A 21,467-nucleotide genomic window follows, 5' to 3' on the forward strand; every position below is an offset into this window, starting at 1 on the left:
TGATGACAGCGATCTGGAAGCGATCCATTGATCTTCCCGCCCTGAATGCGCTGGGTGAGAACTCTCTGGTGGCCCATCTGGGTATCGTTTTTACCCTGATAGGTGATGATTATCTGGAAGCGACGATGCCGGTCGATGCCCGTACGCAACAGCCGTTCGGGCTGCTGCATGGCGGTGCGTCCGTGGTGCTGGCGGAGTCGATGGGCTCAATTGCCGGATATCTGGCGGTTGAGGAAGGCAGCAGCGTGGTTGGCGTAGAAGTGAATGCCAGCCATCATCGTGCGGTTTCTGCCGGTCTGGTGCGGGGAATTTGCCGTCCACTGCATCTGGGTAAACGCAGTCAGAGCTGGCAGATTGAGATTCGGAACGGTCGGGATCAGCTGTGCTGCAGTGCGCGACTGAGTGTGGCGGTGATGAGCTAGCTGCAGAAAGAACAATGCCCCCTTTCAGGCCTGAAAGGGGGCATTGCATATCACGCTGTAGCAGGCGATCGGTTAACGCTGATAGATAATTTCAACGCCTTCGTCGTCTTCATCATCCCAGTCGTCATCCCACTCTTCATCTTCCACTTCAACCGTGTTTTCAATGGTTTCTTTGTGGTAATCGTCCCACATAAACTCCACTTTCTCCGGCTGCTTCTCTTCAAGCTCCGCTTCTTTCGGGTTAGCGTTGATGAAGCTCATCACGTCCCAGCAGAGTTCGTTGACACCGGTACGGCTTGCGGCAGAAATCAGGTAATACTTATCTTCCCAGCCCAGCGCTTCAGCCACCGCTTTAGCCCGTGACTGCGCCTCTTCTTCACTGATCAGATCAATTTTGTTGAAGACCAGCCAGCGTGGCTTGTTGAACAGCTTCTCGCTGTACTTTTCCAGCTCGCCGAGAATGATGCGGGCATTTTCAACCGGATCGCTTTCATCAATGGGGTCGATGTCGATCAGGTGCAGCAACACGCGGCAGCGCTCAAGGTGCTTCAGGAAGCGAATGCCGAGGCCTGCGCCATCGGCTGCGCCTTCAATCAGGCCAGGGATATCGGCCACGACGAAGCTCTGCTCGCTGTCCATACGAACCACGCCCAGGCTCGGCACCAGCGTGGTAAACGGATAGTCCGCCACTTTTGGCTTCGCTGCCGATACGGCACGGATAAAGGTCGATTTACCGGCATTCGGTAAGCCCAGCATCCCGACATCTGCCAGCAGCATCAGCTCCAGCTGCAGATCGCGCTTTTCACCTGGGGTACCCATGGTTTTCTGGCGCGGACTGCGGTTTACAGATGATTTAAAGCGGGTGTTACCCAGGCCATGCCAGCCGCCTTTGCCGACCATCAGTTTCTGGCCGTGACGCGTCATGTCGCCCAGTGTCTCGCCGGTACCCTGATCGATAACCCGGGTGCCGACCGGCACTTTAACTTCGATATCTTTACCGCGTTTGCCAGTACAGTCGCGGCTCTGGCCGTTCTGCCCACGCTCGGCGCGGAAAGATTTTTCGAAACGATAATCGATAAGGGTGTTGAGGTTTTCATCAGCGATCAGATAAACGTCACCGCCGTCACCGCCATCACCCCCATCAGGGCCGCCTCTCGGGATATATTTTTCGCGGCGGAAGCTTACGCAACCATTACCGCCATCACCGGCGACGACCAAAATTGTCGCTTCATCTACAAACTTCATTTTCTATCTCCGTCACACAATCGCCTGCAGCACTCTGCAGACGGGTCCGCCAGGGTCTTCTGCGCTGACCAGCGGCGGATAAATCAGGATTGGCTTTCGCCAGTGCGTACATAAAGTGTACAGCAAACTTTTGTGATGCGTCGCTTTTACCGCAACAGACCGCAGAATGTAAAAAGCCCCGCAGGAGCTGCGGGGCCTTCAATTCGTGCGTTCAGACGTCAAACGTCTGCGTCACGACAACCTTACTCAGCAACGATGCTGATGTATTTACGGTTGTTCGGACCTTTAACTTCGAACTGTACTTTACCGTCTGCGGTAGCAAACAGGGTGTGGTCACGACCACAACCTACATTGGTACCGGCGTGGAATTTGGTGCCACGCTGACGAACGATGATGCTACCTGCCAGAACAGATTCGCCACCGAAACGTTTTACACCCAGACGTTTTGCATTGGAGTCACGACCATTTCGAGTCGAACCACCAGCCTTTTTATGTGCCATTTGTCAGATCTCCTCTTATGCCGTGATACCAGTGATTTTCACATCAGTGAACCACTGGCGATGGCCTGCTTGCTTACGGTAGTGCTTACGACGACGAAACTTAACGATCTTAATTTTCTCGCCACGACCGTGAGCAACAACTTCTGCCTTGATCATTCCGCCTGAAACCAGTGGCGCGCCGATTTTCACGTCTTCGCCATTAGCAATCATCAGAACCTGGTCAAACTCAATCGTTTCACCGGTTGCGATGTCCAGCTTTTCCAGGCGAACGGTCTGACCTTCGCTTACTCGGTGTTGTTTACCACCACTTTGGAAAACCGCGTACATATAAAACTCCGCTTCTGCGCTTGCCTTTTAGTTCATCAGGCGGCGCGCTAAATATTCACAATAGGGCGCGAATTCTACGCAAAACTCCAGAAGAAGACAAGAGCACTTTGCACACTCTTGCAGAAAAAAAACACAGGCTGAATGCAACCGTTTCTCAGGCAGAAAATTCAAGTACAATCAGTAACAGATTACCTGAACGCTGGCTGGGTAAAAGCACTTACCATGGCAGAGATAACGAGTCATAGCTGAAAAGACGAATGAACTTAGAACAGATTAATGAATTAACCGCACAGGATATGGCTGCCGTTAACCAGACCATCCTCGACCAGCTGAATTCAGATGTCTCGCTCATCAACCAGTTGGGCTACTACATCATCAGTGGTGGGGGCAAGCGTATCCGTCCCATGATTGCCGTGCTATCCGCACGTGCCATGGGCTACAAGGGCGATCTTCACGTGACCAATGCGGCGCTGATCGAATTTATCCACACCGCCACGCTGCTGCATGACGATGTCGTGGATGAATCCGATATGCGTCGTGGCAAAGCGACCGCGAACGCGGCGTTTGGCAATGCGGCAAGCGTGCTGGTCGGTGATTTTATTTACACCCGCGCCTTCCAGATGATGACCAGCATGGGTTCGCTGCGTATCCTGGCGCTGATGTCAGAAGCGGTAAACGTGATTGCTGAGGGCGAAGTCCTGCAGCTGATGAACGTCAACGATCCCGACATCACCGAAGAGAGTTACATGCGCGTGATTTACAGCAAGACCGCGCGTCTGTTTGAAGCGGCCTCGCAGGCCTCGGCGATACTGGCTGAAGCCACACCTGAAGAGGAAAAAGCGCTACAGGATTATGGGCGCTATCTGGGCACCGCTTTCCAGTTAATTGACGACTTACTGGATTACAGTGCTGACGGCGAGACGCTGGGCAAAAATACCGGCGATGATCTGAGTGAAGGCAAACCCACGCTGCCACTGCTGCATGCTATGCAGCACGGCTCACCTGAGCAGGCGAAGATGATCCGTGAAGCCATTGAGCAGGGAAATGGCCGCCATCTGCTGGAACCGGTACTGGAAGCGATGAATCAGTGTGGTTCACTCGAATGGACGCGCAGCCGCGCCGAACAGGAAGCGGATAAAGCCATTGACGCCTTGCGCATTCTGCCCGAATCGCCGTGGCGCAGTGCGCTGGAGTCGCTGGCGCACATGTCAGTTCAGCGCGATTTCTGATCCCTCACGGAGCCTGACAGGCTCCGTTTTACGTCCCTGCTCTCACTTCTTTTTGTTATCTCTTAGCTGTTGCACTCCTTTTGCATGCCACCCCACAGATCAGATGCTGGATCCAAATATTACTGGAAACTAATGGGAACTATTTGCTATAAAAACCTCAATCTTTCCAGATAACGGTAAAAAGGAAAGCTCACGTCCTGCTGGACGACGCAATGACAGGGAAAAGGAGAACAGGATATGCAAAAAAGGATGGAAGACTGGCACCCGGCTGACATTATCGCGGCGCTGCATAAGCGTGGAATGACACTCGCGGCGCTGTCACGCGCAGCAGGTCTCAGTTCATCAACGCTGGCTAATGCGCTCACGCGTCCATGGCCCAAGGGCGAATGGTTGATCGCTGACGCGATCAAGGTTCATCCTTGTGAGATCTGGCCCAGCCGCTATTACGATCCCGAGACCCACTGCCTGCTGGATCGCAGAAAACGTATCCGGGCGCCTGTCGATCATTCCGATACCGCCTGAAAACTCAGGCGATCCTCAGGCGAAAAAAAACCAGCCCCCAAAGGGGGCTGGCTCTTTCAGAGCATCTGCGGGATTACTCTTCGCTGACGCGCTCGATGTTTGCGCCCATGGCTTTCAGCTTATCTTCGATGTGCTCATAGCCACGATCGATGTGATAAATGCGATCAACAAACGTCGTTCCTTCCGCAATACAACCGGCCAGAACCAGGCTGGCAGACGCACGCAAATCGGTCGCCATCACCTGCGCACCTGACAGGGTTTCAACCCCATGACAGATCGCCGTGTTGCTCTCAATCTCAGCATGTCCGCCCATACGAATCAGTTCCGGGATATGCATGAAACGGTTTTCGAAGATGGTTTCGGTAATCACGCCCGTGCCTTCCGCAACCATGTTTAACAGTGTGAACTGCGCCTGCATATCGGTCGGGAAACCTGGATGCGGTGCAGTGCGCACGTTGACCGCTTTTGGCCGCTTGCCGTGCATATCCAGACTGATCCAGTCTTCGCCGGTTTCGATATCGGCACCCGCATCACGCAGCTTGGCCAGCACAGCATCCAGCGTATCCGGCTGGGTTTTGTGACACATCACTTTGCCACCCGAAATGGCGGCAGCCACCAGGAAGGTACCGGTTTCGATACGATCCGGCAGGACACGATAAACACCGCCACCCAGACGCTCTACGCCTTCGATGGTGATTTTATCGCTGCCTGCACCACTGATTCTGGCGCCCAGGGTGTTAAGGAAGTTGGCGGTATCGACAATTTCCGGCTCACGCGCCGCATTCTCAATCACGGTAGTACCGGTCGCCAGCGTCGCAGCACTCATGATGGTCACGGTCGCGCCGACGCTGATTTTGTCCATGACAATCAGTGCGCCCTTCAGGCGGCCATTGACTGACGCTTTCACGTAGCCCTCTTCCAGCTTGATCTCGGCACCCAGCTGTTCAAGACCGGTAATGTGCAGATCAACCGGACGCGCGCCGATAGCGCAGCCACCCGGCAGGGAAACCTGACCCTGACCAAAACGCGCCACCAGCGGGCCCAGCGCCCAGATTGAGGCACGCATAGTTTTGACCAGATCGTAAGGCGCACAAAATACATCTACCGCGCTGGCATCGACATGCACAGAACCGTTGCGTTCCACCTTCGCACCCAGCTGGCTCAGCAGCTTCATGGTGGTATCAATGTCGCGCAGCTTTGGCACATTCTGGATCTCGACCGGCTCTTCAGCCAGCAGCGCAGCAAACAGAATAGGAAGCGCGGCGTTCTTTGCCCCGGAAATGGTTACTTCACCACTTAAGCGGGTGGGGCCTTGCACACGAAATTTGTCCATTAACACGGCTCTCAATTAACTAGCTAAAGATTGGACTCGCCAGCGACGAGTTCACCACGCTGGGGATCAGAAACCGTTGAGTTTACGGTCACGCGCCCATTCAGCGGGAGTATAGGTTTTGATAGAGACAGCATGAATGCGGTTATCCGCGATAAATTCCATCAGCGGCGCGTAGACAGCCTGCTGCTTTTTTACGCGGCTCAGTTCGCCAAACAGTTCGCCTACGGCGATCACCTGAAAATGGCTGCCATCATTGCTCATCACATGCACTTCATCTAAAGGCAATGCTGCCATCAGCACGGCCTGAATTTCACTGTTTTCCATTGGGCTTAACTTCACTTAATAATAATAAGGCTGACATAGTAGAGGAAAGCGGCTGACTCTTAAATACGCAAAAGCCCCTGTTGAAAACAGGGGCTTAGCATAACAACCGGAAATCAGGCGCTTTTATCCGCAGAAACAATAATCTGTTGCAGATTGTAAAGCGTTATCAGCGAATGCAGTTTGTCGCTGATGCCCGTAAAGCGAGGGGTAATACCCTGTGCCCGCGCGATTTCCCGCAGGTGCACCAGCAGGGCAAGCCCGGAAGAGTCCACACGCTCCAGCGCCGCGACGTCGATGGTATCGACATCTTTAATCAGCGTTTCACGTTGCTGCCACAGGCTCATCAGCGTGTCGCGATCCAGTTCGCCTTTCAGTAATAGCGTGCTGGCTTCCCGCTCCCAGCGTAACGATTCGTGCATTATTGTTGTTTATCCAGCGTGATTGGCTGTGCCGCAGAAGATTTCAGCTGCGCCGTCAGACCATCGATACCTTTGGTACGTAACAGATCGCTCCACTCATTTTGTTTGGTGGTGATCATGCTGACGCCTTCAGCGATCATGTCATACGCCTGCCAGTTACCGCTCTGGCTGTTTTTACGCCACTGGAAGTCGAGGCGAACCGGTGGACGGCCATTTGGATCGATAATGGAAACGCGAATAGCGACAATCTGGGCATCGCCTAACGGCTGCTCAGGCTGAATCTGGTAGCTCTGTCCGTTGTACAGTGCCAGTGCCTGACCATAAGCCTGCGCCAGATAGTCACCAAAGGCGCTGAAGTAGGCTTCACGCTGAGCGGGCGTCGAATCACGATAGTAGCGGCCCAGCACTAACGCGCCCGCATATTTGATCTGTACATAAGGCAGAAGCTCCTGACGCACAATCTGACGCAGGTAGTTAGGGTCCTGCTTGATTTTCGGCTGCTCGTTTTTCAGACGGGTGAACGTCTTTTGCGCCGCTTCATTCATCAGTTTGTAGGGGTTGCTCTGATCGGCTGCGGTTGCCGTCAGCGGTACCGCAACCACCAGCATGGCAATCATCAGTAAACGTTTAAACATGGTATACCCTCTTCTTTAAGGTTGAGCCGGTGCCGCAGGCGCAGCACTGTCGCCTTCCTGCGCATCCTTGTTTTCACTGTTTTGTTTATTATCGCCGCTCTTATAAAGGAACTGACCGATCAGGTCTTCGAGCACCATGGCGGATTTCGTATCGCGCAGCGTATCGCCATCTTTCAGCATCGCCGAACCCAGTTCAGGATCGTCAAATCCTAAATTGAGTGCCAGGAATTGCTCACCCAGTAGTCCCTGAGTGCGAACCGCCAGCGAGCTGGTGTCTGAAATTTTATTCGCATACTGATCGCTGATGTCCATGGTGACACGCGGCAGCAGCGTTTTCGGCTCTAACTCAATGTCGGTCACCCGGCCAATCACCACCCCACCAATCTTGACCGGCGAACTGGCTTTGAGACCACCAATATTGTCAAAGGTGGCGTAGAGCTTCCACGTCGGCTCGGTGCCCATTGACTTTAAATCGGCGACGCGCAGCGCGAGAAACAGCGCCGCCAGCAACGCCATAATCATAAATATGCCAACCCAGATTTCGCTTTTTTTGCTTTGCATTGCATCAATTCCCAAACATCAGTGCTGTCAGCACAAAATCCAATCCGAGCACCGCCAGTGACGCGTGCACCACAGTGCGCGTCGTCGCGCGACTGATCCCTTCAGAGGTTGGAATCGCATCATAGCCGTTAAACAGCGCAATCCACGTCACGGTAATGGCAAATACCGCACTTTTAATCAGGCAGTTAACCACATCGGCACGAAAATCGACGGCATTCTGCATCGCCGACCAGAAGAAACCAGGATCAATCCCTTTCCAGCTCACCCCGACCAGCGCCCCACCGGCAATCCCTACCGCGGTAAAAATCAGCGTCAGTAACGGCATACTGATAAAACCGGCCCAGAAGCGCGGCGAGACCACCCGGCGCAACGGGTCAACCGCCATCATCTCCATACTGGAGAGCTGTTCGGTGGCCTTCATCAGGCCGATTTCGGCGGTCAGCGCAGACCCTGCCCGTCCGGCGAACAGCAGCGCGGTCACAACCGGCCCCAGTTCGCGCAGCAATGACAGCGCCACCAGCATACCGAGGCTGGTTTCCGCGCCATAGGTGTTTAAGACCAGATAACCCTGAAGGCCAAGCACCATGCCGATAAACAGACCGGAAACCACGATGATCAGCAGCGACAGCACGCCGACGCTATAAAGTTGTTTAATCAGTAGCGGCGTGTGTCTGCGGAACGCTGGCTTGCCCACCAGCGCATGAAAGAGCATGAGTCCTGCGCGTCCAAAACTGGCGCACGTTTCAATTCCCTGACGTCCAAATGTCGCCAGCGCCTTCAACACCATCAGTTTAGTTACTCCCTGAGCCGGTTAAATCAGCGAGATAGTCGCCGGCAGGAAAACGGAAGGGAACCGGACCATCCGCATCGCCATCAATAAACTGGCGAACGCGCGGGTCATTGTTCGCTCGCAACTCCGGCGTGGTGCCGTGTGCGATAATTTTTTGTCCGGCCACGATATAGGCATAGTCCGCAATACTCAGTACTTCCGGTACGTCGTGCGAGACCACAATACAGGTCAGGCCCAGAGCATGGTTCAGTTCATCAATGAGTTTTACCAGCACGCCCATCGTGATCGGATCCTGACCGACGAAAGGCTCATCAAACATGATCAGTTCCGGCTCCAGCGCTATAGCGCGCGCCAGTGCCACACGACGCGCCATTCCGCCCGACAGCTCCGCGGGCTTCAGCTGGGCCGCGCCACGCAGACCCACCGCTTCCAGCTTCATCAGCACTGTGCTGTGCAGCAACGGAGGAGGCAGACGGGTATGTTCACGCAGCGGCCAGGCAACATTTTCATAGACCGTCAGGTCAGTAAACAGCGCGCCAGACTGGAACAGCATGCTCATTTTTTTGCGCGCTTCGTACAATTTAGTGCGAGACAATGACGGAATGTTTTCACCACGGAAAAAGATTTCACCGCTGGTCGGCTGAAGTTGCCCCCCAATCAAGCGTAGCAGCGTGGTTTTTCCTATCCCCGACGGCCCCATTATCGCCGTCACTTTGCCTTTTGGCACGGTCAGCGAAATGTCATCGAAGATGGTGCGATCTCCGCGCGAAAAACTCACGCCACGAACCTCAACCAGATTCGATTGCTGCTGGATCATTATAACCTCTTGTAAGGATCGGGCGTAAACATGGGGTACGATGGTAGCCTGTTCGGTCCTGATTCACGATAGCTTTACAGAAACTTACCGCTAAGATTTGGCGAAAATGGTCATTAAATTTACTTTTGCCGTCCGGACGGTCAAAATCAGCGCCTGTCTCGCCAAACAGAACCTTAAACCGGTCGGGAAAGGCATTGCCGGCCTGGGTTTTTACGCAAGGATTTTTCATGTTCGTAGCTTCTGCACTGCTGATTATCGGTTTGCTTTTACTGGCATATGGTGCCGATCGTCTGGTGTTTAGCGCCTCTATACTGTGTCGATCATTTGGCATCCCGCCACTGATTATTGGCATGACCGTTGTCAGCATCGGCACCTCGCTGCCAGAGATGATCCTCTCCTTTTCCGCGGCGCAGCATGGCCAGATGGATCTTGCTGTTGGCACCGCGCTCGGCTCGAATATTACCAATATTTTACTCATCCTGGGTGCCGCTGCGCTTATGCACCCGCTCAGCGTCCATTCTAATCTGATACGCCGTGAACTGCCGTTAATGTTGCTGGTTACCCTGCTCAGCGGTTTCATGCTGTTTGACAATCAGCTTAGTCGACTGGATGGAATAGGCCTGATCGCCATTGCCGCGATTTATCTGATGGTGGTGATTCGCATTGCGCGTAAAGCAGAACGAGATAACAACGACACCCTGACCCGCGAGCAGCTGGCCGAGCTGCCACGCGAAGAGAGCGGAAATACGGTGGCCTTTCTCTGGCTGGCCGTCGCGCTGATTATCCTGCCGATGTCGACACGAATGGTGATCGACAATGCCACGGCGTTTGCCGACTATTTTGGCGTCAGCGAACTGGTGATGGGCCTGACGCTGATCGCCGTGGGCACCAGCCTGCCCGAGCTGGCAACGGTTATTGCCGGTGCGCTGAAAGGCGAAGATGATATCGCGATCGGCAATCTGATCGGCGCCAACATTTATAATATTGCCATTGTGCTGGGTCTGCCTGCGCTGATTCACCCTGGCAGTGTCGATTATCACGCCTTCGCCCGTGATTACTGGGTGATGCTGGGAGTCAGCGTGCTGTTTGCCCTGCTCTGCCTGCTACGTCGCCGCCGCGTTGGCCGTACGGCAGGCTTATTTTTACTCTGTGGTTTCTTCGTCTGGGTGACGCTGCTGTGGATGCAGCCGGCATTCATGGACGGCTAACAAGGACAGACTCACTATGTCATATCAGCAACCAACAGCATTTGATTTCCAGCAGGCGGGGAAAACCGTACTGCGCATTGAGCGCGAAGGTCTGGAACAACTCGATCAATATATTAACGACGATTTCGCCCGCGCCTGCGCCCTGATCTACGCCTGTCAGGGGAAAGTGGTGGTGATGGGCATGGGCAAGTCTGGCCATATCGGCAAAAAAATGGCGGCGACCTTTGCCAGTACCGGCACGCCCGCTTTTTTTGTTCATCCGGCCGAAGCCAGCCATGGCGATCTGGGCATGGTGAGCAAAAATGATGTGGTCATCGCCATCTCCAACAGCGGTGAGTCGAACGAAATCCTCGCGCTGATTCCGGTTTTAAAGCGTCAGCACATTACGCTGATCTGCATGACCGGAAGGCCTGACAGTGCGATGGGCCGGGTTGCCGATGTGCATCTGTGTGTCCATGTTCCGCAGGAAGCCTGCCCGCTGGGTCTGGCACCGACCACCAGCACCACGGCCACGCTGGTGATGGGTGACGCGCTGGCGGTTTCGCTGCTGGAAGCGCGCGGCTTCACCGCCGAAGACTTTGCTTTGTCCCATCCTGGCGGTGCGCTGGGTCGTAAACTGCTGCTGCATGTGGCTGATATCATGCACAGTGGCGATGAACTGCCGCACGTCACACGGGACGCCTCGCTGCGCGATGCGCTGCTGGAGATTACCCGCAAAAATCTGGGGCTGACGGTGATCGTCGACGATCTGATGAAAATTGAAGGTATCTTTACCGATGGTGACCTGCGCCGCATCTTTGATATGGGCATCGATTTCCAGCGCGCCACCATCGGGGAAGTGATGACGCCAGGTGGCATCCGCGTCCGGCCTAATATGCTGGCGGTGGAAGCCCTGAACCTGATGCAGACCAAAAACATTACCTCAATTCTGGTGGCCGATGACGACCATCTGCTCGGTGTGGTACATATGCATGACATGCTGCGCGCTGGCGTAGTCTGAACAGGAAGAGAAAATGCAACAGGCAACCCACCCGATTGAAACCTGCTACGGCCCGGTCAGCGCTGACGTTATGGCGCGCGCCAGCAGGATTCGTCTGCTGATCTGCGATGTCGATGGCGTGATGTCCGACGGGGTGATCTACATGGGGAATAATGGCGAAGAGCTGAAGGCATTCAACGTGCGGGACGGTTACGGCGTTCGCTGTTTGCTGACCTCCGATGTGGAAGTGGCTATTATTACCGGCCGCAATGCCCGTCTGATGGAAGATCGCTGTAAAACGCTCGGCATCCGTCATCTTTATCAGGGACAATCGGATAAGCTTTTGGCCTATCGTGAACTTCTGGATAAACTGTCTCTTTCCGACGACCAGGTCGCCTACATCGGTGACGATCTGATCGACTGGCCGGTTATGGCAAAAGTGGGATTAAGCGTGGCGGTGGCGGATGCACATCCGATCCTGTTGCCGCGCGCGCATTATGTCACGCGGATTGCCGGTGGACGCGGTGCAGTTCGCGAAGTATGTGACCTGATCTTAATGGCGCAGAACAAATTTGAGGATGCCAAAGGGCAATCAGTATGAGTAAAAGCAGGCGTTGGATAACGCTGATTCTGACCTTGATTGCACTGGTTTTGATCGGCTGGAATCTTACTAACCAGGATGACGATGGCACGCCAGTCGGCACGGACAGTCAGTCACCGACCTACACCAGTGCTGATTCACACACTGTGGTTTATAACCCGCAGGGCGCGCTGTCATATAAACTGGTCTCTGACAAAGTGACCTATTTCTCGGATGATGAACTGAGCTGGTTCGACAATCCGGTCATGACCACCTTTGATGAGAACAAAATCCCTACCTGGACGTTACGCGCGGATAAAGCAAAGCTCACCAAAGATCGTATGCTTTACCTGTATGGCCATGTTGAGCTGAATACGCTGACGCAGGATTCTCAGCTTGAGCGGATCAAAACCGATAACGCCCAGATTAATCTTGTCACTCAGGACGTTACCTCTGATGACCAGGTGACATTGTATGGCCGCAGTTTTAACTCCACCGGCATGAAAATGCGCGGCAATTTACGGACAAAAAACGCCGAGTTAATCGAGAAGGTCAAAACCTCTTATGAAATTCAAAATGAACAAAAATAGCCTGAAGCTTTTACTGGCCAGCATGCTGCTGGCAACCAGCGTTCCGGCGCTGGCTCTGACCGGTGACTCGGACAAGCCCGTCAATATTGACTCGCAGAATCAGGCGCTGGATTTGCAAGGCAATGTCGCGACCTTTACCGGCAATGTCATCGTGACGCAGGGCTCAATTAAAATCACGGCAGATAAAGTCGTGGTGACCCGTCCGGGCGGCGACAGCAAGAAAACCATCGTTGACGCCTACGGTAATCCCGCCACCTTCTATCAGATGCAGGACAGCGGTAAGCCGGTGCAGGGCCATGCCGCAAAACTGCACTATGAACTGGCTAATGATTTCGTTGAACTGACCGGCAATGCGTTCATTGAGCAGCAGGACAGCAACATCAAAGGCGATCGTATTACCTACCTGGTGAAAGAGCAGAAAATGCAGGCTTTCAGTCAGGGCCAGAACAAGCGCGTCACGACTGTACTGGTGCCGTCGCAACTTCAGGACAAAGGTTCGTCCAACAGCGGAAAGAAGAGTAACTGATAGCTATGGCCACATTAATCGCAGAAAACCTGGCGAAGGCATATAAAGGCCGTCGCGTGGTAGAAGATGTCAGCCTGCAGGTAAAATCCGGCGAGATTGTCGGCCTGCTGGGCCCGAACGGTGCCGGTAAAACCACCACCTTTTACATGGTAGTGGGCATTGTGCCGCGTGACGCTGGCCGCATTATTATTGATGATGAAGATATCAGCATCCTGCCGCTGCATGCCCGTGCGCGTCGTGGCATCGGCTATCTGCCGCAGGAGGCATCGATCTTCCGTCGCCTCAGCGTCTACGATAACCTGATGGCGGTCTTGCAGATCCGTGACGATCTGACCGAAGAGCAACGCCAGGATCGTGCCCGTGAGCTGATGGAAGAGTTTCACATTGAGCACCTGCGCGACAGCATGGGCCAGGCACTTTCGGGTGGTGAGCGACGTCGTGTTGAGATTGCGCGGGCGCTGGCGGCTAATCCTAAATTTATCCTGCTGGATGAACCTTTTGCCGGTGTTGACCCCATCTCCGTTATCGACATTAAGAAGATCATTGAGCATCTGCGTGACAGCGGCCTCGGTGTGCTGATTACCGACCATAACGTACGCGAAACGTTAGCGGTCTGTGAGCGGGCTTATATCGTCAGCCAGGGGCACCTGATCGCACACGGCACACCGAATGAAATTCTTGCGGATGAGCAGGTTAAGCGGGTTTATTTGGGTGAAGAGTTCAGACTCTGATAAGGTGTCGTTAATACCGATGTTTACCTGGGAACGATCATCCTGTCTATGAAGCAAGGTTTACAACTCAGGTTCAGCCAACAGCTGGCAATGACTCCGCAATTGCAACAGGCGATTCGCCTGCTGCAACTCTCTACGCTTGAACTCCAGCAGGAGCTTCAGCTTGCGCTGGAAAGTAATCCGCTGCTTGAGCAGACTGACCTGCATGAAGAGATCGATTCACGGGAGTCTTCAGAGGCCGAGGCGCTGGATACACGCGAAGCGCTTGAGCAGAAAGAGATGCCTGATGAACTGCCGCTGGATGCGACCTGGGATGAGATCTACACCGCGGGTACGCCTTCCGGCACCGGCACCGATTACCAGGATGATGAGTTACCGGTTTATCAGGGCGAAACAACCCAGTCGCTGCAGGATTATCTGATGTGGCAGGTCGGCCTGACGCCGTTCAGCGATACCGATCGCGCCATTGCCACCTCTATTGTCGATGCTATTGATGACACCGGGTATCTCACCGTTTCGCTTGAGGAGATCCTTGACAGCATCGGCGATGATGAGCTCGAAGCGGATGAAGTTGAAGCGGTGCTGAAACGCATCCAGCGCTTTGACCCGATTGGTGTTGGCGCGCGCGACCTGCGTGACTGCCTGCTGGTGCAGCTTTCACAATATGCGCCCGAAACGCCGATGCTGGCAGAGGCGCGCCTGATCGTCAGCGAACATCTCGATCTGCTGGCAAACCACGATTTCCGCAGCCTGATGCGGGTCACACGCCTCAAAGAAGAGGTGCTGAAAGAGGCGATGCTGCTGATTCAGTCGCTGGACCCGCGTCCGGGTCAGTCGATCAACACCGGCGAACCAGAATATGTCATTCCCGATGTGCTGGTGCGTAAGATCGGCAGCCGCTGGACGGTTGAACTCAATGCCGATAGCGTGCCACGCCTGAAGATCAATCAGCACTATGCGGCAATGAGCGGCGCGACGCGGAACGACAGCGACAGCCAGTTCATTCGCAGTAATCTGCAGGAAGCCCGCTGGCTGATTAAGAGCCTGGAAAGCCGCAATGATACCCTGCTGAAAGTGACGCGCTGTATTGTTGAGCAGCAGCAGGCCTTTTTCGAGCAGGGTGAAGAATTTATGCGCCCGATGGTGCTGGCGGATATCGCTCAGGCCGTTGAGATGCACGAATCGACCATCTCCCGCGTTACCACGCAGAAGTATCTGCACAGCCCGCGTGGCATTTTTGAACTGAAGTACTTTTTCTCCAGTCACGTGAATACCGAAGGTGGCGGTGAAGCCTCCTCTACCGCGATTCGTGCCCTGGTGAAAAAATTAATTTCGGCGGAAAATCCAGCCAAACCCTTGAGCGACAGTAAACTGACCTCCATGTTATCTGATCAGGGGATCATGGTGGCACGGCGTACCGTCGCCAAATATCGTGAGTCTTTATCCATCCCGCCATCGAACCAGCGTAAACAACTGGTTTGAAAGAAATGAGAAGGAAGACCTATGCAGCTGAACCTGACCGGGCAACACGTTGAAATCACTCCACCTCTGCGTGAATTCGTCAACGGTAAATTTGCCAAACTGGAACACTATTTTGAACATATCAATCAGGTCTATATTGTCCTGAAGGTTGAGAAAGTCACGCAGGTGGCTGACGCAACACTACACGTGAATGGTGGCGAGCTGCACGCCACATCCGAAGCGGAAGATATGTATGCGGCCATTGACGGACTGATCGATAAGCTCACCCGTCAGCTGACCAAACACAAAGATAAACTGAAAAAACACTAACCTTCACGCTAGCGACGCGCGCCTGGCGCGCAGAGCCGACAGGATGGGGCGGATAATCCGCCCCGTTTTGTCATCTGAGCAGGCGCCGTTTGTCACACGCGTCAATACGCGCTGGCGGTGAATGGCCTGGTGAACACGCAAGTGAAACGATAATGAACAACGATCTCACACTGGAATTGAGCACAGTGCTTTCGCCAGACTGCACCCGCAGCGGCGTCCACTGCCAGAGCAAAAAACGTGCGCTGGAAATCATCAGCGAACTGGCCGCTAAGCAGCTCAACCTGCCGCACCAGACGCTTTTCGAAGCGATCCTGACCCGCGAACGCATGGGCAGTACCGGTATTGGTAACGGGATAGCCATCCCGCACGGCAAGCTGGAAGAGGATACGCTGCGCGCGGTTGGGGTGTTTATCAGCCTCGAACAGCCGATTGCGTTTGATGCCGTCGACAACCAGCCGGTCGATCTGTTGTTTGCCTTACTGGTCCCGGCTGACCAGTGCAAAACACATCTGCACACCCTGTCACTGGTGGCAAAGCGTCTGGCAGATAAAACGGTTTGCCGTCGTCTGCGCGCAGCGCAGAGTGATGAAGAGCTCTATGCCATTATTACGGAAGTCCAGTCGGAGCAGTAACGCGTCTTTACCGGCCCGGTGCCGGTTTTAAAACGGGAGAGAAGGTCATGGTGCTGATGATCGTTAGCGGTCGTTCAGGCTCGGGGAAGTCAGTGGCGCTCCGTGCGCTGGAAGATATGGGGTTCTACTGCGTTGATAACCTGCCGGTCGTGCTGCTGCCTGAGTTAGCTAACTCGCTGGCTGAGCGCAATATTTCGGCGGCGGTCAGCATCGACGTGCGTAATATGCCCGAATCCCCGGAAATTTTTGAAACCGCACTGAATAATCTGCCTGATACATTTTCCCCTCAGCTGCTGTTTCTCGACGCCGATCGCAACACCCTGATTCGTCGTTACAGCGATACGCGCCGTCTGCATCCCCTCTCCAGCAAAAACCTCTCGCTGGAGAGCGCGATTGATGAAGAGAGCGATCTGCTGGAGCCACTTCGTTCGCGTGCCGATCTGATCATCGACACCTCAGAGATGTCGGTGCACGAGCTGGCAGAGATGCTGCGTACCCGCCTGCTGGGCAAGCGTGAACGTGAGCTGACCATGGTGTTTGAGTCGTTTGGCTTCAAGCATGGCATTCCGATTGACGCTGACTATGTATTTGACGTGCGCTTTCTGCCCAACCCCCACTGGGATCCCAAACTGCGCCCGATGACCGGCCTCGATCGTCCTGTGGCGGCCTTCCTTGATCGCCACACTGAAGTGCATAATTTTATCTACCAGACGCGCAGCTACCTTGAACTCTGGCTGCCGATGCTGGAGACCAATAACCGTAGCTATCTTACCGTGGCGATTGGCTGCACCGGCGGTAAACACCGCTCAGTCTATATTGCAGAACAGCTGGCAGATTACTTCCGTTCACGGGGTAAGAATGTGCAGTCACGCCATCGTACGCTGGAAAAGCGCAAATCATGACCGTCAGACAAACTGTAGAAATCAAAAATAAGCTGGGCATGCATGCACGTCCGGCGATGAAGTTATTTGAGCTGGTGCAGAGCTTTGATGCCGAAGTATTACTGCGCAATGAAGCGGGCACTGAAGCCGAAGCCAGCAGCGTGATTGCGCTGCTGATGCTCGACTCGGCAAAAGGCGGCCACATTGAGATTGAAGCCAGCGGCCCGGAGGAGATCCCGGCGCTGGCAGCGGTCATTGAGTTATTTGAAGCGGGTTTCGATGAAGATTAACGCTTAATCGAGCTGATTACGCTGCAGGAAGCCTTCCCCGCCAAGCTGGCGCATCTGACGCAGTATCCACTGCTGCCGCTCTCTGACGTAGCCTGAGGGTGCAGCAGCACGATAACGTATCGGATTAGGCAGCACCGCTGCCAGTAAGGCGGCATCTGCTGCGGTCAGCCGGCTGGCAGGCTTATGGAAGTAACGCTGAGAAGCCGCCTCAACGCCAAAGATGCCGGGCCCGAACTCCGCAATATTGAGATAGACGGTTAAAATACGCCGCTTCGTCCAGACCGTTTCAATTCCTACCGTCAGACCCGCTTCCAGACCTTTACGCACCCAGCTGCGACCATCCCAGAGGAACAGATTCTTCGCCGTCTGTTGAGACAGCGTGGACGCCCCACGCATCCGGCTATCGCTGTTATCCAGTACAGACTCAATCGCCGCCACATCAAAGCCCCAATGGGTGGGAAACTTTTGATCTTCTGAGGCGATAACGGCCAGCCCCATCCAGGGCGAAATCTCGTCATGGCCGACCCAGTCTGAATGGGCGACATAACTAAAATCACCGCGTAACCAGGCTCCGATCTGTCGTTCAGCCATCACCGCTGAGAACGGCACGGGTAAGAACGAAAAGAGTAAAATGCCCGCCAGCCATATTCCCAGCCACACCAGTACGATACGACCAACAATACGTCTGATACGCTGTCCGACGCTTCCTTTATGCTTGTTCATGCAATCTTCCCACACTTGTTTCAGACGTTAATCAATCACTCATGTAATCACTGCTAAAAAAGCAGCCTTTTTACGATTATCGCTGAAAACTGACAGGCTGTTTCCAGACTTTATTCAATCATTTTGCATCAACATGCTGCAACAGTTCGAAATAGTTCAAGTACTTCCGCAAAAAAGGAATCGGTTCCATTCATTGCCATTGCTTAGCATCTTTCCAGATAAACACTTAATAATGAGTAATAAGCGCCCGCATGAATCATTTACTATGCTTAACTGTTATTATTTTCTTAATCCTGCCGCGCCCAAAGGTTAATCAGAATTATCGTTATAACGGATAAATAAGCAGCGCTTAATGGCGTCACGGGTTGCCAGAATGGCACTATTTCCTTCCAGTAATAACCCTGATAGCAGAACGACAGAAGGACAAACTTTTAGATTCTTTTTTATCATTCCAAATCGTTTTGGATAATTCGTGTCATTTCAGGCAGCGCGCTTGCAATATCAGCGCGTTAGCCTCACTCAAAAGGCACATGTTAACGGCGGCTCACTTTGGTGCTGCTCAGCCTCAGTTTCCCTGCCCGGCAGCATTAAAACTACACGAAAAAGCGTAAAACTGATTAAAATAGCAGCAACACAGCACAGAAATTAATTCCTTACTTGACTGTGTTGCCAAATTAATGTTTTCTGTATTTAAACGCTGCTCAATATCACATATTTTAATGAATCTTGTCGCATGAGAAGATGAATTTGCTAAGGTGATGACAGTGTTAACCAATACCCTGCGGCTGCATTAATTATTCAAATCATAGCGGCCGCAATGATTTCCCTGGTGTTGGCGCAGTATTTCGCGCACCCCGGCCTCGGCTGGGGTCATTTTTTTCCGGGGTATCACTTATCCTGCTCTGCCACCCAGTCGCGTAATACCTGCACATCGTGTCGCCATTCATGCTTCAGCTCATCAATCCATTCACCCACATTGTCCCACCACGCCGGTAACTCCGGACTCTGAATCTGTTTCGCCAGCATCTGCAAACGCTGCAGCCCGACCGAACCCGCCGCCCCTTTGATTTTGTGCCCCTCTTCAGCAATGCCTTTCTGATCGCGCGCCATCAGATTCGATTCCAGCACCGCAAGGTAGTCCGGCATCATCTTTTCAAACATCGTCAGGCTTTGGGTAATCAGGCTGGGACCAACCAGCTCGATATACTGTTCGAGCATCGCGACATCCAGCAGCATCCGGGTTTTGTCATCGCTGACATCAGCGATCTCCTCTTCCGGTTCTGCCTGATAATCCCAGTACTTTTTAATCATCGCAGTGAGTGCCGGCACTGCCAGCGGTTTGCTGAGCACGTCATCCATTCCCGCATCGAAGTACTCTTTTTTGTCTTTGAGAACATTGGCGGTAAGAGCAACCAGCGGGGGCAGATGCGTTCCCTGGTACTGCTGGCGAATCGCACGTGAGACATCCAGCCCGGTCATATCGGGCAGCTGAATGTCCAGCAGCACCAGGTCAAACTCCAGCGGGTCAAACATCGCCAGCGCCTCGCTGCCGGTCATGGCGACCTCTACACTGCAGCCCAGCTTCTCCAGTACCGAGCGCGCGACAATCACATTGAGCTCAATATCTTCAACCAGCAGCACGTGCAGCGCAGGCAGTGGCAGGCTGTCGTCCACGCCTTCATCCTCCACCTCTTCAGCAATGCGTGGCGCTTTAATCTCTACAGTGAAGCAGGAACCCTGTCCCGGCGCACTGTGCACCCGGATATCACCGCCCATCGCCTGCGCCAGGCGGCGTGATACTGCCAGTCCGATGCCGGTACCGGTAGCCGGTTTACCGCCATGCTGATCTTTGACCTGATAATACATAGCGAAGATCTTGTCCTGCTCCTCCTGACGGATACCCATGCCGGAGTCCTGCACCTCAAAGCGCAGCGTCTCGTCCTGCTCATAGGTTACCCGCACCACGATCTCGCCCTGCTGGGTGAACTTCACGGCGTTACCAATCAGGTTCCACAGAATCTGGCGCAGACGCGTTCCATCGGTCGAGATCATATGCGGCAGCGGCAGTTGCGGCGCGAGCACAAACTTCAGCCCTTTCGGCTGTGCCAGCAGGCCAGAGAGGTTTTCTAAATCGGCCAGGAAACCGGTGAAGTCGAGCGGCTGATTATCCAGCTGTACTTTACGGCGCTCGATTTTGTCCACCTCAATCACATCATTAAAGATGTTGCCCAGCGTGATGGCGGAGACGTGGATGGTTTTGAGATATTTCAGCTGTTCCTGATTGAGGTCGGTGTCCAGCAGGATGCGGCTCAGGCCGACAATGCCATTAAGCGGCGTACGAAGCTCGTGGCTGATCGTAGAGATAAAGGTGGTCTTCTCCCGGCTGGCGTTCTCTAACGCGTCCTGATAGCGCTTACGTTCGGTTATATCGCGACCAAAGCCCATCAATCCGCTGCGCTTACCCACGCGGTCGTAGTAAGGCACTTTACGGATCTCGAAGCAGGCTTTGCGTCCGTCGGGATATTGCAGCCACTGTTCATAGGTCAGCGAGACGTTGTGGCGGAACACCTTTTCGTCCGTTTCCAGCACCTTAGTGGCCGCTTCATCATCATAGATATCGCGCGGCGTCAGGCCAATCAGCTGCTTTTCGCTTTTGCCGGTCAGCAGCTCCATTGCACGGTTGCAGCCGGAGAACTGTTTATCGATGTTGCGATAGAACACCAGGTCAGGCGAGGCATCCAGGAAGGAGCGCAGGAAGGAGGATTGCTGTTCCAGCTCAATCTGTGCCTGCTCACGACGCGTTACCTCTTCACGCAGCTTATCCATCACCTGTTCGCGTGCCAGCTCCGCCTTTTTACGATCGCTGATCTCCTGATTCAGCTGCGTAATGGTCTCTTTCATCTGCTGATTGAGTTCCAGATCGCGGGTACGCATCTCTTCCAGCTTATCCACCAGCCGTGCCAGGCGTTGCCGTGACTCCTCCAGCTGATCGACCACCACCGAGAGGAAATAGACTGCCCAGGGCGTGATCAGCAGCCCGAAGAAGACCGAACGCACCACGTCAATACTCTCGACATGGCCCCGCAGTACCATCGTGACCGCCATCTGGACAATCATCGCCAGCACCACCAGCGCAGACGCCAGCAGCAGCGAGAACCTCACCAGTCCAAGCTTCACCATTAAATCAACGTAGTACTGCGCCAACAGACGAATTTGTTTCATAACAACTCCCTGGAAGAGAAACAGCCTCATAATAGCGCAGTTAACCCGCTGCCGTCGCAGCACGTCGCGTGGAGATAAGGGATCAAATGCGCTTTTATGGTGCAGCAGCCTCGCCGATCGGCGACGTTAAGGACAAAGCGGTTAAAACCCTTGACTGACTGTGCCAAATGAATAATCTGTAAGGCCGCCA

Annotated in this window: 27 protein-coding genes; 14 read left to right on the forward strand and 13 right to left on the reverse strand. The window is 53.9% G+C overall.

Going from position 1 to position 21,467, the window contains the following annotated elements:
- Positions 1–2: 2 nt before the first annotated feature.
- Positions 3–422 (forward strand): hotdog fold thioesterase, encoded by a 420-nt coding sequence (locus ACVKSX_RS17275; protein WP_029519501.1) that lies wholly within the window; start codon positions 3–5, stop codon positions 420–422.
- Positions 423–494: 72 nt separating this feature from the next.
- Here the strand turns inward: ACVKSX_RS17275 and cgtA are convergent, their stop codons facing one another.
- The 3 genes from cgtA to rplU all read right to left on the reverse strand — a co-directional run bounded on the left by cgtA (position 495) and on the right by rplU (position 2,494).
- Entirely contained in the window at positions 495–1,667 is a 1,173-nt protein-coding gene (gene cgtA, locus ACVKSX_RS17280) for an Obg family GTPase CgtA (protein WP_003851092.1), read from the reverse strand.
- Positions 1,668–1,909: 242 nt separating this feature from the next.
- Positions 1,910–2,167 carry a 50S ribosomal protein L27 gene (gene rpmA, locus ACVKSX_RS17285; protein ID WP_003851093.1) on the reverse strand — a complete coding sequence of 86 codons (258 nt, stop codon included), beginning with the start codon at positions 2,165–2,167 and terminating at the stop codon, positions 1,910–1,912.
- A 15-nt stretch (positions 2,168–2,182) separates the two neighbouring features.
- Positions 2,183–2,494, reverse strand: coding sequence for a 50S ribosomal protein L21 (rplU, locus tag ACVKSX_RS17290; protein ID WP_008925416.1), 312 nt, complete (start codon positions 2,492–2,494; stop codon positions 2,183–2,185).
- 257 nt (positions 2,495–2,751) lie between these two features.
- Here rplU and ispB point away from each other — a divergent pair, with 257 nt between their 5' ends.
- Together ispB and ACVKSX_RS17300 are read left to right on the forward strand one after the other, a co-directional pair.
- Positions 2,752–3,723, forward strand: coding sequence for an octaprenyl diphosphate synthase (ispB, locus tag ACVKSX_RS17295; protein WP_031592018.1), 972 nt, complete (start codon positions 2,752–2,754; stop codon positions 3,721–3,723).
- Positions 3,724–3,960: 237 nt separating this feature from the next.
- A complete protein-coding gene (locus ACVKSX_RS17300; RefSeq protein ID WP_022625265.1) occupies positions 3,961–4,245 on the forward strand; it encodes a helix-turn-helix domain-containing protein in 285 nt (94 codons plus the stop codon).
- Between the two features lie 73 nt (positions 4,246–4,318).
- Here ACVKSX_RS17300 and murA read toward each other — a convergent pair whose 3' ends face one another.
- The 8 genes from murA to ACVKSX_RS17340 form a co-directional block, all read right to left on the reverse strand.
- Entirely contained in the window at positions 4,319–5,578 is a 1,260-nt protein-coding gene (murA, locus tag ACVKSX_RS17305) for a UDP-N-acetylglucosamine 1-carboxyvinyltransferase (RefSeq protein ID WP_010251868.1), read from the reverse strand.
- A 66-nt stretch (positions 5,579–5,644) separates the two neighbouring features.
- The gene (ibaG, locus tag ACVKSX_RS17310; RefSeq protein WP_010251880.1) at positions 5,645–5,902 is read right to left on the reverse strand and encodes a BolA family iron metabolism protein IbaG; all 258 of its coding nucleotides are present in this window, start codon (positions 5,900–5,902) and stop codon (positions 5,645–5,647) included.
- Positions 5,903–6,015: 113 nt separating this feature from the next.
- Entirely contained in the window at positions 6,016–6,321 is a 306-nt protein-coding gene (mlaB, locus tag ACVKSX_RS17315) for a lipid asymmetry maintenance protein MlaB (RefSeq protein WP_010251883.1), read from the reverse strand.
- Positions 6,321–6,956, reverse strand: a complete 636-nt coding sequence (gene mlaC, locus ACVKSX_RS17320; RefSeq protein ID WP_010251887.1) for a phospholipid-binding protein MlaC — start codon at positions 6,954–6,956, stop codon at positions 6,321–6,323. The genes mlaB and mlaC overlap by 1 nt, the downstream gene beginning before the upstream one ends.
- A gap of 15 nt (positions 6,957–6,971) precedes the next feature.
- Positions 6,972–7,517, reverse strand: a complete 546-nt coding sequence (gene mlaD, locus ACVKSX_RS17325) for an outer membrane lipid asymmetry maintenance protein MlaD (RefSeq protein WP_010251890.1) — start codon at positions 7,515–7,517, stop codon at positions 6,972–6,974.
- 4 nt (positions 7,518–7,521) lie between these two features.
- Complete coding sequence (mlaE, locus tag ACVKSX_RS17330) at positions 7,522–8,304, reverse strand: lipid asymmetry maintenance ABC transporter permease subunit MlaE (RefSeq protein ID WP_010251894.1); 783 nt, start codon at positions 8,302–8,304, stop codon at positions 7,522–7,524.
- Positions 8,305–8,308: 4 nt separating this feature from the next.
- The gene (gene mlaF, locus ACVKSX_RS17335; protein ID WP_010251897.1) at positions 8,309–9,124 is read right to left on the reverse strand and encodes a phospholipid ABC transporter ATP-binding protein MlaF; all 816 of its coding nucleotides are present in this window, start codon (positions 9,122–9,124) and stop codon (positions 8,309–8,311) included.
- Positions 9,096–9,353, reverse strand: coding sequence for a hypothetical protein (locus tag ACVKSX_RS17340; RefSeq protein WP_124889623.1), 258 nt, complete (start codon positions 9,351–9,353; stop codon positions 9,096–9,098). Before ACVKSX_RS17340 ends, mlaF begins: the two co-directional genes overlap by 29 nt.
- Between ACVKSX_RS17340 and ACVKSX_RS17345 the strand changes: the two genes are divergently transcribed.
- The 11 genes from ACVKSX_RS17345 (at position 9,352) to npr (ending at position 17,332) form a co-directional block, all read left to right on the forward strand.
- A complete protein-coding gene (locus ACVKSX_RS17345) occupies positions 9,352–10,332 on the forward strand; it encodes a calcium/sodium antiporter (protein ID WP_010251901.1) in 981 nt (326 codons plus the stop codon). The two genes, ACVKSX_RS17340 and ACVKSX_RS17345, sit on opposite strands and share 2 nt — an antisense overlap.
- A 16-nt stretch (positions 10,333–10,348) precedes the next feature.
- Entirely contained in the window at positions 10,349–11,332 is a 984-nt protein-coding gene (gene kdsD / locus ACVKSX_RS17350; RefSeq protein WP_010251903.1) for an arabinose-5-phosphate isomerase KdsD, read from the forward strand.
- A 13-nt stretch (positions 11,333–11,345) separates the two neighbouring features.
- Positions 11,346–11,912: a 3-deoxy-manno-octulosonate-8-phosphatase KdsC gene (gene kdsC, locus ACVKSX_RS17355; protein ID WP_010251905.1), complete on the forward strand. Its 567-nt coding sequence runs from the start codon at positions 11,346–11,348 to the stop codon at positions 11,910–11,912.
- Positions 11,909–12,481 (forward strand): LPS export ABC transporter periplasmic protein LptC, encoded by a 573-nt coding sequence (gene lptC / locus ACVKSX_RS17360; RefSeq protein ID WP_010251907.1) that lies wholly within the window; start codon positions 11,909–11,911, stop codon positions 12,479–12,481. Before kdsC ends, lptC begins: the two co-directional genes overlap by 4 nt.
- Positions 12,456–13,007 (forward strand): lipopolysaccharide ABC transporter substrate-binding protein LptA, encoded by a 552-nt coding sequence (gene lptA, locus ACVKSX_RS17365; protein ID WP_010672013.1) that lies wholly within the window; start codon positions 12,456–12,458, stop codon positions 13,005–13,007. The genes lptC and lptA overlap by 26 nt, the downstream gene beginning before the upstream one ends.
- 5 nt (positions 13,008–13,012) lie before the next feature.
- A complete protein-coding gene (gene lptB / locus ACVKSX_RS17370; RefSeq protein WP_003851107.1) occupies positions 13,013–13,738 on the forward strand; it encodes an LPS export ABC transporter ATP-binding protein in 726 nt (241 codons plus the stop codon).
- A 48-nt stretch (positions 13,739–13,786) separates the two neighbouring features.
- Entirely contained in the window at positions 13,787–15,220 is a 1,434-nt protein-coding gene (rpoN, locus tag ACVKSX_RS17375; RefSeq protein ID WP_010251911.1) for an RNA polymerase factor sigma-54, read from the forward strand.
- Between the two features lie 21 nt (positions 15,221–15,241).
- The gene (gene hpf, locus ACVKSX_RS17380) at positions 15,242–15,529 is read left to right on the forward strand and encodes a ribosome hibernation promoting factor (protein WP_010251913.1); all 288 of its coding nucleotides are present in this window, start codon (positions 15,242–15,244) and stop codon (positions 15,527–15,529) included.
- A 152-nt stretch (positions 15,530–15,681) separates the two neighbouring features.
- Positions 15,682–16,161, forward strand: coding sequence for a PTS IIA-like nitrogen regulatory protein PtsN (ptsN, locus tag ACVKSX_RS17385; protein ID WP_010251916.1), 480 nt, complete (start codon positions 15,682–15,684; stop codon positions 16,159–16,161).
- A gap of 47 nt (positions 16,162–16,208) precedes the next feature.
- Entirely contained in the window at positions 16,209–17,063 is an 855-nt protein-coding gene (gene rapZ / locus ACVKSX_RS17390; RefSeq protein WP_010251920.1) for an RNase adapter RapZ, read from the forward strand.
- A complete protein-coding gene (gene npr, locus ACVKSX_RS17395; RefSeq protein WP_010251923.1) occupies positions 17,060–17,332 on the forward strand; it encodes a PTS phosphocarrier protein NPr in 273 nt (90 codons plus the stop codon). The genes rapZ and npr overlap by 4 nt, the downstream gene beginning before the upstream one ends.
- Positions 17,333–17,335: 3 nt before the next feature.
- On the opposite strand, the gene mtgA is transcribed toward npr, so the two are convergent.
- Both mtgA and arcB read right to left on the reverse strand, forming a co-directional pair.
- Positions 17,336–18,055, reverse strand: coding sequence for a monofunctional biosynthetic peptidoglycan transglycosylase (gene mtgA, locus ACVKSX_RS17400; protein ID WP_010251926.1), 720 nt, complete (start codon positions 18,053–18,055; stop codon positions 17,336–17,338).
- An 888-nt stretch (positions 18,056–18,943) separates the two neighbouring features.
- Entirely contained in the window at positions 18,944–21,277 is a 2,334-nt protein-coding gene (arcB, locus tag ACVKSX_RS17405; protein ID WP_010251930.1) for an aerobic respiration two-component sensor histidine kinase ArcB, read from the reverse strand.
- Positions 21,278–21,467 lie beyond the last annotated feature (190 nt).

It is taken from the genome of Pantoea sp. PvP021, from assembly GCF_054056055.1.

Bases quoted from the DNA above. Each gene is read 5' to 3' on its own strand.
- ACVKSX_RS17275 (WP_029519501.1), top strand. From the start codon at position 3: ATGACAGCGATCTGGAAGCGATCCATTGATCTTCCCGCCCTGAATGCG.
- cgtA (WP_003851092.1), bottom strand. From the start codon at position 1,667: ATGAAGTTTGTAGATGAAGCGACAATTTTGGTCGTCGCCGGTGATGGC.
- rpmA (WP_003851093.1), bottom strand. From the start codon at position 2,167: ATGGCACATAAAAAGGCTGGTGGTTCGACTCGAAATGGTCGTGACTCC.
- rplU (WP_008925416.1), bottom strand. From the start codon at position 2,494: ATGTACGCGGTTTTCCAAAGTGGTGGTAAACAACACCGAGTAAGCGAA.
- ispB (WP_031592018.1), top strand. From the start codon at position 2,752: ATGAACTTAGAACAGATTAATGAATTAACCGCACAGGATATGGCTGCC.
- ACVKSX_RS17300 (WP_022625265.1), top strand. From the start codon at position 3,961: ATGCAAAAAAGGATGGAAGACTGGCACCCGGCTGACATTATCGCGGCG.
- murA (WP_010251868.1), bottom strand. From the start codon at position 5,578: ATGGACAAATTTCGTGTGCAAGGCCCCACCCGCTTAAGTGGTGAAGTA.
- ibaG (WP_010251880.1), bottom strand. From the start codon at position 5,902: ATGGAAAACAGTGAAATTCAGGCCGTGCTGATGGCAGCATTGCCTTTA.
- mlaB (WP_010251883.1), bottom strand. From the start codon at position 6,321: ATGCACGAATCGTTACGCTGGGAGCGGGAAGCCAGCACGCTATTACTG.
- mlaC (WP_010251887.1), bottom strand. From the start codon at position 6,956: ATGTTTAAACGTTTACTGATGATTGCCATGCTGGTGGTTGCGGTACCG.
- mlaD (WP_010251890.1), bottom strand. From the start codon at position 7,517: ATGCAAAGCAAAAAAAGCGAAATCTGGGTTGGCATATTTATGATTATG.
- mlaE (WP_010251894.1), bottom strand. From the start codon at position 8,304: ATGGTGTTGAAGGCGCTGGCGACATTTGGACGTCAGGGAATTGAAACG.
- mlaF (WP_010251897.1), bottom strand. From the start codon at position 9,124: ATGATCCAGCAGCAATCGAATCTGGTTGAGGTTCGTGGCGTGAGTTTT.
- ACVKSX_RS17345 (WP_010251901.1), top strand. From the start codon at position 9,352: ATGTTCGTAGCTTCTGCACTGCTGATTATCGGTTTGCTTTTACTGGCA.
- ACVKSX_RS17340 (WP_124889623.1), bottom strand. From the start codon at position 9,353: ATGAAAAATCCTTGCGTAAAAACCCAGGCCGGCAATGCCTTTCCCGAC.
- kdsD (WP_010251903.1), top strand. From the start codon at position 10,349: ATGTCATATCAGCAACCAACAGCATTTGATTTCCAGCAGGCGGGGAAA.
- kdsC (WP_010251905.1), top strand. From the start codon at position 11,346: ATGCAACAGGCAACCCACCCGATTGAAACCTGCTACGGCCCGGTCAGC.
- lptC (WP_010251907.1), top strand. From the start codon at position 11,909: ATGAGTAAAAGCAGGCGTTGGATAACGCTGATTCTGACCTTGATTGCA.
- lptA (WP_010672013.1), top strand. From the start codon at position 12,456: ATGAAATTCAAAATGAACAAAAATAGCCTGAAGCTTTTACTGGCCAGC.
- lptB (WP_003851107.1), top strand. From the start codon at position 13,013: ATGGCCACATTAATCGCAGAAAACCTGGCGAAGGCATATAAAGGCCGT.
- rpoN (WP_010251911.1), top strand. From the start codon at position 13,787: ATGAAGCAAGGTTTACAACTCAGGTTCAGCCAACAGCTGGCAATGACT.
- hpf (WP_010251913.1), top strand. From the start codon at position 15,242: ATGCAGCTGAACCTGACCGGGCAACACGTTGAAATCACTCCACCTCTG.
- ptsN (WP_010251916.1), top strand. From the start codon at position 15,682: ATGAACAACGATCTCACACTGGAATTGAGCACAGTGCTTTCGCCAGAC.
- rapZ (WP_010251920.1), top strand. From the start codon at position 16,209: ATGGTGCTGATGATCGTTAGCGGTCGTTCAGGCTCGGGGAAGTCAGTG.
- npr (WP_010251923.1), top strand. From the start codon at position 17,060: ATGACCGTCAGACAAACTGTAGAAATCAAAAATAAGCTGGGCATGCAT.
- mtgA (WP_010251926.1), bottom strand. From the start codon at position 18,055: ATGAACAAGCATAAAGGAAGCGTCGGACAGCGTATCAGACGTATTGTT.
- arcB (WP_010251930.1), bottom strand. From the start codon at position 21,277: ATGAAACAAATTCGTCTGTTGGCGCAGTACTACGTTGATTTAATGGTG.